Origin of the sequence: Puniceibacterium confluentis (assembly GCF_007923445.1) — a bacterium.
Taxonomy (GTDB): Bacteria; Pseudomonadota; Alphaproteobacteria; order Rhodobacterales; family Rhodobacteraceae; genus Puniceibacterium; species Puniceibacterium confluentis.
Window position 1 is genome coordinate 196,703 of record NZ_VOJI01000009.1, and the last position, 12,019, is coordinate 208,721.

A 12,019-nucleotide genomic window follows, 5' to 3' on the forward strand; every position below is an offset into this window, starting at 1 on the left:
GAGGTCCGGTCATGCAACTGCCGCCCAAAGTCACAGAACGCGCCTTTGCCCGTCTGGCCGAAATCGGCGCCGACGCCGAAGGCAAGGTTCTGCGGGTTGCCGTCGAAGGTGGCGGTTGCTCGGGTTTCCAGTACGAGATCAAGCTCGACACCCCCGAGGAGGATGACCTGATCCTGAGCGGTCAGGGACAGACGGTTGTGGTCGACAAGGTGTCGCTGCCCTTTCTGTCGAACGCGGTGATTGATTTTACGGAAGAGTTGATCGGCGCGCGTTTTGTCATCGAGAATCCAAACGCCACCTCGTCATGCGGCTGTGGCACCAGCTTTTCGATCTAGGTACCAGAGTTGCGAGCCGCTCTGCGTCCGACAGGCTAGCCCTGACAGAGCTTCCAACCGGATCAGCCGGTGCGCAAACGCAAACGTCTGACGCGCACAACGGGATTGCCACGGTGCGTCCGTGACAGGACCGGCGCGGCTGACCCCGCATTCCCGGTCTGGCGTCGCGTGGATCACGCAATCTGGCGCGCCTGACTTTCCCGGCCACGGGTGTGGTCCGGAAATTGTCACAACCCGCAACTTATCCGGAGCTCAAATATCCCGGCGAGCGCGAGGGGCTGCCCCCTCGCTTCGCAACCGTCAGGCCCGCGCTGCGGTGGGCTGCTGGCGCGGCATGTGTTCCGCAAAGACCAGCCAGAGCCCCGATGCGATGACAAGCGCCACGCCGGTGAGACTGCCAAGATTTGGAACTTCTCCAAAGGCGACAAAGCCAATCAGGACCATCCAGACAAACTGGAGATTCATCAGCGCCGTGGCCACATAGGCGGGCAGCAGGCGCAGGGCCACCGTCACGATCCAGCGCGCGGCGAACAGGAACAGCGCGTAGGCAGCGATCCATCCGAGATCCGCCAAGCCCATCGGGCGCCAGACAAAGGGCAACGCCGCCCCCATGACCACAAGGATGGCCAGGTTGGGATAAAACACCTGGGCCAGCGCATTGGTTTCGATCCGTCCGATGTACCGGGCGCAGAGCATGGACCCGGTGCCGGTCAGCGCCGCCATAAGCGCCCAGGCATGGCCGGGCTGCACCGCGGACAGGCCACCCGGCAACAGGCAGAACAGCCCCAGAGTTCCAAGCCCAAGGGCTGCGACCGCCTCGCGGCGCAGGGGTTCGCCCAGGGCCGGGCCGCTCAGCAGTGCGGCGATCACCGGCATCAGCCCGATGAACAGGAAGACGTCGGCAAACGGCAACAGCTGGAACGCCTTGAAGAAACCGACGCAGGCCAGAACGGTGAGGCCCGCCCGCAGGGCCATCGCCCGCGGCGCGCGGGTGCGCAGGCCGCCTGCCCCGGCGGAGCGCTGCATCCGGCTTGCCCCCCAGCTGAGGGCCAGAACCATGGCAGCCGACAAGGCAAACAGCTGTGGCGCCGCGTAGCCCTGCGAGATCAGCTTGGTGATCCCGTCCGCCGCCGATATCGTCAATGTATAGAGTGCGACCAGAGCCGCCCCGATCAGAGCAACAGGTGACTTCATGCCGGCATCCCGACGCGATCAACCCTCGCGAACCCGTGAAAGAACGCCTCGAACAGCGAGTCTTCTTCGGCATGACTGACCACGTTCATGGCTTCGGGCGACAACTGCGCCTCGATCCTGCCCCGCATTCGGGTCCAGTCGCCGGACCGCGCCTCTTCCATGCGGAACATGCACTCCGACATTTCGCGCAACGGCGCACTGCGCAGGTCCGAGCGGTCAAACCGCATCCGGCCCGGCGCGATCGGCGCGCGGAATATGGCGTCTCCGGCCATCGCCTGATGCCAGTGGCAGACCAGAAATTCGTGGTAGTCGTCATGAACCCCGACGTGATCGTCACAGGTCACGGTAAAGGCCAGCGTCTCGCGGGCCAGCCAGTCGGTCCACAGATCGGGCGCCGGTTCGCCCGCAAAAGCCATGGCGACACAGATTTCGGCCAGCAAGTCGGCATTCTGGTCAAGGTAGGCCAGCAGTCCGGCATAGTGCAGGCTGGTGCGGGCGCCCTTGTCCAGTTCCGGGTCGCGCCGACCGTATTCACTGAGGTAGAACACCGCGTGGGTCAGTTCATAGGCCGCTTTCTTGTTGGGCAGGGTAAAGGTTTCGGCCCGATTGATGAAGGCCCGGACCCGATCGGTCAGCCCATGGTCCCTGGGCAGCGGATCACGGTTGCGGCGCGCCATCAGACGGCGGGCCTCCATCCGCTGCAGATCCGACAGTTCGGCCTGCGCCAGCCCCTGGGTCGCCGCCCAGTCGACCAGCTGCGCGCCTTTGGAACCCGGCATGCCGAGGTCTTCGAGGTCGAGTGTGATCGACAACAGAAACCGGTAGTATTGCGGGAAAAAGTTGAGCCGACGCTCCACCGTGTCGTAGAACCCCTGATGCGCCGACAGGGCACCCTGGGAAACCTCTGCGCCGGTGCATTCGAGAATATTGAGCACTTCGGCATTTTCCTTGAGCCAGAAAACGTCGTCACCGGTGCGCCGGTCAAGGGCAAAGCTGGCGAGAAGCGCGCCGATACGCGCATCCTGCGGAGTCAGTCGGGGCGGTACGTTGAGTTGGATGACATTGGTCATGGTCAGTCTCCCTTGTCGGTCTTCAGGCAAGGCCAACGGCCCGCCCCGATCTGTACAGCGTCTTACGAGCCGGAAGTGAAAAGTGCTGTGCCTTCACCGGCACCGATCTTGACAGTCTTCAGGGGAGCGGAACCCGAGGTGAACATCTCGACCGCATCGCCGGTTGTGGCCTTGGTGCCGGCCGGAGCGGAACCCGAGGTGAACATCTCGACCGCATCGCCGGTTGTGGCCTTGGTGCCGGCCGGAGCGGAACCCGAGGTGAACATCTCGACCGCGTCGCCGGTTGTGGCCTTGGTGCCGACCGGAGCGGAACCCGAGGTGAACATCTCGACCGCATCGCCGGTTGTGGCCTTGGTGCCGGCCGGAGCGGAGCCCGAGGTGAACATCTCGACCGCGTCGCCGGTTGTGGCCTTGGTGCCGGACGGAGCGGAACCCGAAGTGAACATCTCGACCGCGTCGCCGGTCAGGCTGCGGCTGGATGTCGGCGCCGAACCGGAGGTGAACATCTCGACCGCGTCGCCGGTCAGGCTGCGGCTGGATGTCGGCGCCGAACCGGAGGTGAACATCTCGACCGCGTCGCCTGTCAGGCTGCGGCTGGATGTCGGTGCCGAACCCGAGGTGAACAGGCCGGTCACATCACCCAGCAGGGCATCGACGGACATCGCCGGAGCGGAGCCCGAAGTGAACAGGTCACAGGCGTCACCGGCGTGCAGGCTGGCGGATCTGGCGACACCGCGGACGTTAAGGAATGCTTCGGAAACGGTGTGCTTGAATTGAGCCGACATTGTGACCTCCAGGGGGGTTGGGATGATGCTGATTTGCCCCTTGACGCTTGCACGGCGAAATTGTTTCGCAAAATGCTTTTCTCGACATGCGTGTTTTTCCGCTAAGTTACCCACATGAAAACATTGCTTTACGCAACGGAACTCACTTCGGTTCTGAAAGTTATCCACAGGGTGAAAAAAAATTTATCCGATGACACAAAAAAGCCCGAATCTGCCGCCTGTCCGCGTCGGACACACGCCGAATCGTGACCGGAATCGGCGGGGTCCTGACACCTTTTGAACAAGATGATTCTCCGCCCGGTACAGATCCCGTCCTTGTCAGGGTCCGGAGATCGGGGATAGATGCGGTGCAGCATCAGGAGGTCGCCATGAAAATCGCCAGCTTCAACATCAACGGGGTCAAGGCGCGGATCGAGGCGCTGATCGCCTGGCTTGACGAGGCTCAACCTCATGTGGCGCTGCTGCAGGAGATCAAGTCGGTAGACGAAAACTTTCCGCGCGAACTGATCGAAGAGCGTGGCTACAACGTCGAGACCCACGGTCAGAAAGGGTTCAACGGCGTTGCGATCCTGTCGAAACTTCCACTTGAGGACGTGCGCCGCGGCCTGCCCGGCGACGACGCCGACGAACAGGCCCGCTGGATCGAGGCGACGGTGGTCGGCGACAGCCACGCCGTGCGGCTCTGCGGGCTGTACCTGCCCAACGGCAATCCGGCCCCGGGGCCGAAATACGACTACAAGCTGGCCTGGATGGCGCGTCTGGAGGCCCGGGCAAAGGCCCTGCTGGCGGACGAGATGCCGGCGCTGATGGCCGGGGACTACAACGTGATCCCCCAACCCGAGGACGCGGCCAACCCCAAGGCCTGGGAAGAGGACGCCCTGTATCTGCCCCAGACCCGCGCCGCGTTTCGCCGGATCCTGAACCTGGGCTTTACCGAGGCTTTCCGGGCACGCACGCAGGGGCCGGGGCATTATTCCTTCTGGGATTATCAGGCCGGCGCCTGGGACCGCAACAATGGCATCCGCATCGACCATTTCCTGCTGAGCCCGGCCTGTGCCGACATGCTGACCGCCTGCGAGATCGACAGACACGTGCGCGGGCGCGAAAAGCCGTCCGATCATGTCCCGGTCTGGGTCGAGCTCGCCGCCTGACTCCGCTGTCGGCGGAAGCAGTGCGCAGCGGGGTCGCCGAGCGACCTGCCCGTCCGCTGCCCAGTCCCGCTGCCCCGTCGCGCTGCCCTGCTGACCGAAACCCTGGCTGCCCACAAAGCGCGCGGACCCCGGCAACCTGCCCGTCACGGTGCCGCGGATCGATGCCACCGCTTGCACCCGCGCGACCGCAGGCTTACATCTGGGGAGAACACAGATCAGCGGAGCCCGGACACATGGCCATTGAGGCACAGGAAATCGAAGACCTGATCCGCGCGGAGTTTCCGGCGGCAAAAATCACCATCACCGACCTTGCCGGTGACGGCAACCATTACGCCGCCGAAGTGATCGACGAATCCTTTCGCGGCAAGAACAGGGTGCAGCAACAGCGTGCTGTCTATGCTGCGCTCAAGGGCAAGATGGACGGCCCCAGCGGCGCCCTGCACGCCCTTGCCCTGACCACCAAGGCACCGGCCTGACCGGTGGCCCTGCTCGCCGACACCTGGCCGATCCTGGGCGCCTTCGCCCTTGTCGGCCTAATCACTTATGGCGCTCTGCGACCGGTCATTCGGGCCGCAAAACGGCGTCACGATATTACGGAGACCCAAGATGACTGAAGCCAACACCACAGACGCCAAGACCCGGATCAAGGACACGGTCACGTCCAACCCGGTCGTGCTGTTCATGAAGGGCACCAAGGCGATGCCGCAGTGCGGATTCTCGAGCCGCGTCGCCGGCGTGCTCAATTACATGGGCGTGGATTTCGCCGATGTGAACGTGCTCGAAGATGCGGACATCCGTCAGGGCATCAAGGAATACTCGGACTGGCCGACGATTCCGCAGCTTTATGTAAAAGGCGAATTCGTCGGCGGCTGCGACATCATCACCGAGATGACCTTGTCGGGTGAACTGGACCAGCTGTTCGAAACAAACGGCGTGTCCTATGACAAGGAAGCGGCCGACAAGATCCGCGAAGCCAACGGCTGAAGCCGAACTTCCGACGGCCAATCGATCACGACGCCGCCCCGCAACGGGCGGCGTCTTTGCGTCACAGTCCCGGCGGCCTAGCTGCGGCTGACGGATTTTTCCTCGATTTCATCCGCCAGTGCTTCGGCGCGCGCGGCAATTTCCGCCATCGACTCGGTCACTTTCGCGGGGACCACCGGCACTTCGATACGCTCGGGCGCGGGCGCGGGCGACTCGCGCAGCGCGCGCAGTTCGTCCTGCAGACCTGCGGCCCGATCCTCGCTTTCACGCAAGCGATCCTCCAGCCCGGCGGTCTTGTCGGCCAGCATCAGTCCGGCCATCAGCAGCATTCGCGATTCCGGCACCCTGCCGATCTGTTCGACCAGAACCGACGCTTCGGTGTCCAGCATGCGGGCGGCGGATTGCAGGTACTGCTCTTCACCGGGCTGGCAGGCGACTTCGAAGGTGCGGCCGCCAATATTGATGGGAACTTCGGGCATCAGGCGCTCTCCTCTGCCGGATTGTTGGCGGCTTCCGCCAGCAGCGGCTCGAGCGCATCGAGCACGGCGCGCGATTCCGCCGTCTCGGCGGCGCGCGCGGCGCGCAGGGCTTCGAGTTCGGCCAGCATTGCCTTGTTGATCAGGTCGGGTTCGCCAAGATTGTCTTCGAGGGCCCGCCGCAGATCCTGATTGACGTTGACCAGCATGTCATTGGCCCGGCGCAGGTGCTGCAGATCCTGGTCCAGCGCCCCGAGCGAGTCACGATGGGCCGCGACCTGGCTTTGCAGATCTTTCACGCTGCTGTCCTGCTTCTGCCGGATCGCGCGCACCCTTTCCTCCAGCTGGGCGTTGGCCAGACGTTCGTCGGCCAGGGCCTCGCGCAGCGCCGCAATCTCTTCGGGGTCCACCTCGGCCGCCGCTGACCCGAGGGCTGAATCAGGGTCGATTTCCGGGTCCGACACCGGTTCGGACACGGCGCCCGGCGCCCGGTCCAGCGCCTCGACGCCCTGCGCGATCCGGTCCAGAGCCGCGGTTATACGCCGTTCCAGTTCTTCAATCTGGGTCATGTCTTGCCCTCTGCACTGCCTGTCGAGCCTTGATACAGCATCCCTGCGAATCGCTGACGCTCTGTTATCGCCAAGTTTAGCAATCCGGATGGGAAATTGCGCCCCCTTATCTGTCAAGGCCTTATGGGGTGCGCTTGATCTTCGCCGCCACGCTGTTATTGAGCGTTCCGACACCCCTAACAAGGACTTCGCACGTGGACATTGACGCGCTCAAAGCCAAGAACCCCGATCACTGGATGAAGGCTGCCGCCATCCGGGCGCTGACGCTGGATGCCGTCGCCGCCGCCAAGTCGGGCCATTCCGGGATGCCGATGGGCATGGCCGATGTGGCCACGGTGCTGTTTGAAAAGCATCTCAAATTTGACGTCGCCAACCCGACCTGGCCGGACCGCGACCGGTTCATCCTGTCCGCGGGGCACGGCTCGATGCTGGTGTATTCGCTGCTCTATCTCATGGGTGATGCGGAAATCACGCTCGAGGAAATCAAGAACTTCCGCCAACTGGGCGCGCGCACCGCGGGCCACCCGGAAAACACCCATGCCACGGCGATCGAGACGACAACCGGGCCGCTGGGTCAGGGCATCTCGAATTCCGTCGGTTTCGCCATGGCCGAAGAGATCCAGCGCGCACGTTTCGGCGCGAAGATCGTCGACCACTATACCTATGTGATGGCCGGCGACGGCTGCCTGATGGAAGGCGTCAGTCACGAGGCCATCGGTCTGGCCGGGCGGCAAAAGCTGTCCAGGCTGATCGTGTTCTGGGACAACAACGACATCACCATCGACGGCAAGGTGTCGCTGTCGGATCGCACCGACCAGGTGGGCCGCTTTACCGCTGCGGGCTGGGATGTGCAGGAAATCGACGGCCACGATCCCGAAGCGATTGATGCCGCGATTGCGGCGGCGAAAAAGACCGACACACCGTCGATGATCGCCTGCAAGACCCATATCGCCCTGGGCCACGCGGCGCAGGACACGTCAAAGGGGCATGGCGCCCTGACCGATGCCACCCAGATGGCCGCTGCCAAGGCCGTCTATGGATGGACCACCGGACCGTTCGAAGTGCCCGACGCCGTGAAATCGCAGTGGGAGGCAATCGGCACCCGCGGCGCCGAGGCACGTGAGGCCTGGGAAGAGCGTTTCGACGCGCAGTCCCAGAACAAGCGGGCCGAGTTCAATCGCCAGCTGGCCGGCGAAGCCCCGAAGAAGCTGAGCGCGACGATCAAGGCGCTGAAAAAGCAGATATCGGAATCCGCGCCCTCGGTTGCGACGCGCAAGTCCTCGGAAATGGTGCTGGAGGTGGTGAACCCCATCCTGCCGGAAACCGTGGGCGGCTCGGCCGATCTGACCGGGTCGAACAACACCCTCACAGCCGACCTGGGCGTGTTCGACACCGACAACCGCGGCGGGCGCTATGTCTACTACGGCATTCGCGAACACGGCATGGCGGCGGCGATGAACGGCATGGCGCTGCATGGCGGCGTGCGCCCCTACGGCGGCACATTCATGTGTTTCACCGACTACGCCCGCCCGGCGATGCGCCTTGCCGCGCTGATGCAGGTGCCGACGGTATTCGTGATGACACATGACAGCATCGGCCTGGGCGAAGATGGCCCGACCCACCAGCCGGTCGAACATCTGGCGATTTCCCGCGCCACGCCGAACACCTATGTCTTCCGTCCCGCCGACACCGTCGAAACCGCCGAGGCCTGGGAAATTGCCCTGACCTCGACCTCGACCCCGTCGGTACTGGCGCTGTCGCGGCAGAATCTCCCGACGGTGCGCACCGAGCACAAGAACAAGAACATGGTCGAACAGGGCGCCTATGTCCTGGCCGATGCTGACGGCAAACGTCAGGCAATCCTGATGGCCACGGGGTCAGAAGTCTCCATCGCCATGGCGGCACGCGACATCCTGCAGGCCGAAGGCATCGGCACGCGGGTGGTTTCGATGCCCTGCTGGGAGCTGTTCGAGGCCCAGGACGAAGCGGTGCGCAAACGCGTGCTGCCCGGGGGTCCGGTGCGCGTGGCCATCGAGGCGGGTGTCAGCTTTGGCTGGGATCGCTGGCTGCTGGGTGAGCGTGGCAAGCGTGAAAAGTCGGGCTTTATCGGCATGGACGGCTTTGGCGCCTCTGCGCCGGCAGAAGAGCTTTACAAACATTTCGGCATCACTGCCGAAGCGGCGGCGCAAAAGGTGCGCGATCTGCTTTCGGGCAAATAGGCTGACGCCGGCTGCAACCCGCAGTCGGAAGGAACAGACGGCAACGCCCCGGCCACCGGTCCGGGGCGTTCTGCTTTCATCTGTTCCGGGCCGCAGGGTGCCGGACCCTCCGGCGCGCACAGGGCCGTTCTAGGACACCTGCGCCTGTTCGGTCGGCAGATCGAGCCACAACCGACCATGGCGAAACTCACCCTGGACAAGATGGCCTTTGGTGCGGATTTCGGGATGTGCGGTGATCCAGTCGCGGTAGCGGTCGTTGGTGATCACCCGCGCCCCGAGTTTGCGGGCTTCCGACAGGATTTCTGGATCCGCCGGAGTGCCTTTCGGCACCACCGTGATCCGGTTGCGCCGCACCCCGAGCAATCGCGACAAATCCCTGTCATTCAAGTATCGCCCCGACACCAGGTAGCCGACGTTTGCATCAAAGAACACCCGGCAGGCCAAGCCCTCGCTGCGCAGGTGCTGCACCACTTTGCGCACGGTGGCGAGGCTCGGGGTCTCGTCCTTCCAGTACATGACGTTCGATCCGTCCACGACGACCCAGTCCGCCCGGGGCCGTGCCCGGACAATCCGCGGCCATCGCGCCCTGACAAGCAGGATCAGACTGGCAATGGCGCCGGGTCCGGCAAGCAACAGCAGGTCGGACCAGCCCGGCAGGCTCAGGGCCGCGAGGATACCCGCTACGGAGAAGAACAAGGCAAGGAGCAATAATTTCACGGCAGGCACTCTGCGTCGGACATTCAATTCCGGGCAGTCTAGTGCGTGGCGGCCGATTCGTCTTTCTTGCCCCCGAACACGGCATTCCAGAGCGGTGTGATCAGCTTTGTGCCCACCGGGATCAGGATCAGCCCCAGCAGGACCCCCAGCACACCGTCTATCGCGGCAGTGGTGATCCATTCCACGGCGCCGTGCATGTTTTCCGGAGTGAGCGAGGCCACAGCAACAGCGGCATGATGAATGACCTCTTCGGGATAGTGCCAACCCATCTGACCCAGGCCGTGAATGATGATCGACCCGCCGACCCAGAGCATCGCTGCCGTGCCGACGACAGTCAGGACCTTCATCAGCCCCGGCATCGCCTTGACGATCATTCGCCCGGTCCAGCGCGTCACGCCCAGACGGCCGACCTGTGCCAGCCAAAGGCCGATGTCGTCCATCTTCACGATCAGCGCGACACTGCCATAGACCACCAGAGTGATCAGGATCCCGACCACCGCCAGTGTCGACGCCTCCATCCAGAAACCGCTGGGCGGAATCGCGGCAAGGGCGATGGTCATGATTTCGGCCGAGAGAATGAAATCGGTCTTGATCGCGCCCTGTACCTTCTGTTCCTCGAGGTGCAGGGGATCATCTATCGTCTTGCCCTCCGCAGGGGCATGGCCGTCGCCGGGAAACAGCGCGTGAAAGATCTTTTCCGCGCCCTCGAAACACAGGTACGCCCCGCCCAGCATCAACAGCGGAGGAATGAGCCATGGCGCGAAATTGGTCAGCAGCAGACCGACGGGCAGCAGATACACAAGCTTGTTGATCAGGGATCCGCGGGCGATCTTCCAGACCATCGGCAGTTCGCGCGCGGGCTGGAAACCATGGACATATTTCGGCGTCACCGCCGCGTCGTCGATCACCGCCCCCGCGGCTTTGGAACCAGCCTTGACCGCCTGCCCCATCACGTCGTCGATCGACGAAGCCGCGACCTTGGCAATCGCCGCCACGTCATCCAGTAGCGCCAGCAGTCCGCTCATGTCCTGTCCCTTTTCCGTGTCATGTCTGGGTCAACCCGCAGTACGGAACCGGGTTCCCAGAAAAACATAACGGCCCGGGCCGTGGGCCGCCAGTACCAGACAGCCGCCCGCAATCGCCCAGTTCTTGACAAAGATGCTCATCTGCCAGGGATCTTCGGGTAAGTAGTGGAAAACACTGGTCAGCGCGCAATAAGCCGCCAGCGATGCGGCCACCGGGCGGACGCAATATCCGACGATCAGCGCCCCGGCGGCGAAAGCGTTGTATACCAGCGCCACCCACACAAGCCCGTAGGGCAATCCCATGCCGATCAGCAAATCCCCGGCCGCCTCCGGGGCAGCGGTCTTCTGCAGCGCGCCAAGCGCAAATAACAGTGCGATCAGCAGTCTCCCGATCAAAACTGCCAGGTCCGCCATGTCTGCCCCGATTCCCGCCGTGATGCCGTTGCTTCAGTGATAGCGCAACCGGAACCGCAGAGCGCTGCAAATCGTGGCGAGCGTTAGCGCCACCATGCCGACCGCGACCACCTTTATCGCTAACATATTGGCAATAATGTCTTTTGTCGGTTTCGCAGACGCAGAAACCACGGCTATACCCTGCGGGACTTTTACAGTTCAGGAGCCTCTTCATGACCGTCACGCTTGGCATCAACGGCTTTGGCCGCATCGGACGCTGCACCCTGGCGCATATCGCCGAAAGTGCGCGCAACGACGTGCAGGTGGTCAAGATCAACGCCACCGGGCCGATCGAGACCTCGGCGCATCTGCTGCGGTATGACTCGGTACACGGACGGTTCGGCGGCGAGGTGCGGGTCAAGGGCGACAGCATGGATCTGGGGCGCGGGCCGATGCAGATGTTCTCGACCTATGACCCGAACGAACTGGACTGGTCCGGCTGTGACGTGGTGCTGGAATGCACCGGCAAGTTCAACGACGGCGCCAGGGCCGGCGTGCATCTCGAGCGCGGCGCCAAGTCGGTGCTGATCTCGGCCCCGGCCAGGAATGTCGACCGCACCGTGGTCTACGGCGTCAACCACCGCGAGATGCTGGCGAGCGAGCGGATGATCTCGAACGGATCCTGCACCACAAACTGCCTGGCGCCGCTGGCAAAGGTCCTGGACGAAGGCATCGGCATCGAAGCCGGGATCATGACCACAATCCACTCCTACACCGGCGATCAGCCGACGCTGGACCGTCGGCACGATGACCTGTACCGGGCCCGCGCGGCGGCGATGGCCATGATCCCGACCTCGACCGGCGCGGCCAAGGCTCTGGGCGAGGTGCTGCCGGGGCTGGCAGGCAAACTGGACGGATCGGCCATCCGGGTGCCGACGCCGAATGTATCGGCTGTGGACCTGACGTTTCAGGCCGGGCGCGATGTGACGGTCGCGGATGTGAACGAGGTGGTGCGCGAAGCGGCCGTTGGTTGCTCATTATGCACCCCCTTCGTAAGTGTTTGGAAACATTGAAAGCTGGTCGTCGAACTCAGCGCGACAC

The 12,019-nt window shown here is 63.7% G+C and carries 14 protein-coding genes; 6 read left to right on the forward strand and 8 right to left on the reverse strand.

Annotated elements, in window-relative coordinates; translation table 11 throughout:
* Nucleotides 1-11: 11 nt before the first annotated feature.
* A complete protein-coding gene (locus FOY53_RS12355; protein ID WP_146589226.1) occupies nucleotides 12-335 on the forward strand; it encodes a HesB/IscA family protein in 324 nt (107 codons plus the stop codon).
* 300 nt (nucleotides 336-635) lie between these two features.
* Here the strand turns inward: FOY53_RS12355 and FOY53_RS12360 are convergent, their stop codons facing one another.
* The 3 genes from FOY53_RS12360 to FOY53_RS24205 all read right to left on the reverse strand — a co-directional run bounded on the left by FOY53_RS12360 (nucleotide 636) and on the right by FOY53_RS24205 (nucleotide 3,384).
* Nucleotides 636-1,529 (reverse strand): DMT family transporter, encoded by an 894-nt coding sequence (locus tag FOY53_RS12360; protein WP_146589228.1) that lies wholly within the window; start codon nucleotides 1,527-1,529, stop codon nucleotides 636-638.
* On the reverse strand, nucleotides 1,526-2,599 hold the full coding sequence (locus tag FOY53_RS12365) for a DUF6902 family protein (RefSeq protein ID WP_146589230.1): 1,074 nt from the start codon (nucleotides 2,597-2,599) through the stop codon (nucleotides 1,526-1,528). The genes FOY53_RS12360 and FOY53_RS12365 overlap by 4 nt, the downstream gene beginning before the upstream one ends.
* A 62-nt stretch (nucleotides 2,600-2,661) precedes the next feature.
* Nucleotides 2,662-3,384, reverse strand: a complete 723-nt coding sequence (locus tag FOY53_RS24205) for a hypothetical protein (RefSeq protein ID WP_439332540.1) — start codon at nucleotides 3,382-3,384, stop codon at nucleotides 2,662-2,664.
* Between the two features lie 368 nt (nucleotides 3,385-3,752).
* On the opposite strand from FOY53_RS24205, the gene xth reads away from it, so the two are divergent.
* From xth to grxD, 3 genes are all read left to right on the forward strand, one after another.
* The gene (gene xth, locus FOY53_RS12370) at nucleotides 3,753-4,535 is read left to right on the forward strand and encodes an exodeoxyribonuclease III (protein ID WP_146589232.1); all 783 of its coding nucleotides are present in this window, start codon (nucleotides 3,753-3,755) and stop codon (nucleotides 4,533-4,535) included.
* Between the two features lie 233 nt (nucleotides 4,536-4,768).
* Nucleotides 4,769-5,011, forward strand: a complete 243-nt coding sequence (locus FOY53_RS12375; RefSeq protein ID WP_146589234.1) for a BolA/IbaG family iron-sulfur metabolism protein — start codon at nucleotides 4,769-4,771, stop codon at nucleotides 5,009-5,011.
* Nucleotides 5,012-5,141: 130 nt separating this feature from the next.
* Nucleotides 5,142-5,519 (forward strand): Grx4 family monothiol glutaredoxin, encoded by a 378-nt coding sequence (grxD, locus tag FOY53_RS12380; RefSeq protein WP_146589236.1) that lies wholly within the window; start codon nucleotides 5,142-5,144, stop codon nucleotides 5,517-5,519.
* Nucleotides 5,520-5,596: 77 nt separating this feature from the next.
* On the opposite strand, the gene FOY53_RS12385 is transcribed toward grxD, so the two are convergent.
* Together FOY53_RS12385 and FOY53_RS12390 are read right to left on the reverse strand one after the other, a co-directional pair.
* Nucleotides 5,597-5,998: a cell division protein ZapA gene (locus FOY53_RS12385; RefSeq protein ID WP_146589238.1), complete on the reverse strand. Its 402-nt coding sequence runs from the start codon at nucleotides 5,996-5,998 to the stop codon at nucleotides 5,597-5,599.
* The gene (locus tag FOY53_RS12390) at nucleotides 5,998-6,564 is read right to left on the reverse strand and encodes a hypothetical protein (RefSeq protein WP_146589240.1); all 567 of its coding nucleotides are present in this window, start codon (nucleotides 6,562-6,564) and stop codon (nucleotides 5,998-6,000) included. The genes FOY53_RS12385 and FOY53_RS12390 overlap by 1 nt, the downstream gene beginning before the upstream one ends.
* A gap of 194 nt (nucleotides 6,565-6,758) precedes the next feature.
* On the opposite strand from FOY53_RS12390, the gene tkt reads away from it, so the two are divergent.
* Nucleotides 6,759-8,783 (forward strand): transketolase, encoded by a 2,025-nt coding sequence (tkt, locus tag FOY53_RS12395; RefSeq protein ID WP_146589242.1) that lies wholly within the window; start codon nucleotides 6,759-6,761, stop codon nucleotides 8,781-8,783.
* A gap of 129 nt (nucleotides 8,784-8,912) precedes the next feature.
* Here the strand turns inward: tkt and FOY53_RS12400 are convergent, their stop codons facing one another.
* From FOY53_RS12400 to FOY53_RS12410, 3 genes are read right to left on the reverse strand one after another with little or no spacing between them, the layout of a single operon-like run.
* Nucleotides 8,913-9,500, reverse strand: coding sequence for an NYN domain-containing protein (locus FOY53_RS12400; protein WP_246107376.1), 588 nt, complete (start codon nucleotides 9,498-9,500; stop codon nucleotides 8,913-8,915).
* Between the two features lie 38 nt (nucleotides 9,501-9,538).
* Nucleotides 9,539-10,525: a DUF808 domain-containing protein gene (locus tag FOY53_RS12405; RefSeq protein ID WP_146589246.1), complete on the reverse strand. Its 987-nt coding sequence runs from the start codon at nucleotides 10,523-10,525 to the stop codon at nucleotides 9,539-9,541.
* Between the two features lie 30 nt (nucleotides 10,526-10,555).
* Nucleotides 10,556-10,939, reverse strand: a complete 384-nt coding sequence (locus FOY53_RS12410; RefSeq protein WP_146589248.1) for a DoxX family protein — start codon at nucleotides 10,937-10,939, stop codon at nucleotides 10,556-10,558.
* Between the two features lie 212 nt (nucleotides 10,940-11,151).
* On the opposite strand from FOY53_RS12410, the gene FOY53_RS12415 reads away from it, so the two are divergent.
* The gene (locus tag FOY53_RS12415) at nucleotides 11,152-11,991 is read left to right on the forward strand and encodes a type I glyceraldehyde-3-phosphate dehydrogenase (protein WP_146589250.1); all 840 of its coding nucleotides are present in this window, start codon (nucleotides 11,152-11,154) and stop codon (nucleotides 11,989-11,991) included.
* Nucleotides 11,992-12,019 lie beyond the last annotated feature (28 nt).

Coding starts and splice junctions, on each gene's coding strand:
- FOY53_RS12355 (WP_146589226.1), top strand. CDS start 12: ATGCAACTGCCGCCCAAAGTCACAGAACGCGCCTTTGCCCGTCTGGCC.
- FOY53_RS12360 (WP_146589228.1), bottom strand. CDS start 1,529: ATGAAGTCACCTGTTGCTCTGATCGGGGCGGCTCTGGTCGCACTCTAT.
- FOY53_RS12365 (WP_146589230.1), bottom strand. CDS start 2,599: ATGACCAATGTCATCCAACTCAACGTACCGCCCCGACTGACTCCGCAG.
- FOY53_RS24205 (WP_439332540.1), bottom strand. CDS start 3,384: ATGTCGGCTCAATTCAAGCACACCGTTTCCGAAGCATTCCTTAACGTC.
- xth (WP_146589232.1), top strand. CDS start 3,753: ATGAAAATCGCCAGCTTCAACATCAACGGGGTCAAGGCGCGGATCGAG.
- FOY53_RS12375 (WP_146589234.1), top strand. CDS start 4,769: ATGGCCATTGAGGCACAGGAAATCGAAGACCTGATCCGCGCGGAGTTT.
- grxD (WP_146589236.1), top strand. CDS start 5,142: ATGACTGAAGCCAACACCACAGACGCCAAGACCCGGATCAAGGACACG.
- FOY53_RS12385 (WP_146589238.1), bottom strand. CDS start 5,998: ATGCCCGAAGTTCCCATCAATATTGGCGGCCGCACCTTCGAAGTCGCC.
- FOY53_RS12390 (WP_146589240.1), bottom strand. CDS start 6,564: ATGACCCAGATTGAAGAACTGGAACGGCGTATAACCGCGGCTCTGGAC.
- FOY53_RS12405 (WP_146589246.1), bottom strand. CDS start 10,525: ATGAGCGGACTGCTGGCGCTACTGGATGACGTGGCGGCGATTGCCAAG.
- FOY53_RS12410 (WP_146589248.1), bottom strand. CDS start 10,939: ATGGCGGACCTGGCAGTTTTGATCGGGAGACTGCTGATCGCACTGTTA.
- FOY53_RS12415 (WP_146589250.1), top strand. CDS start 11,152: ATGACCGTCACGCTTGGCATCAACGGCTTTGGCCGCATCGGACGCTGC.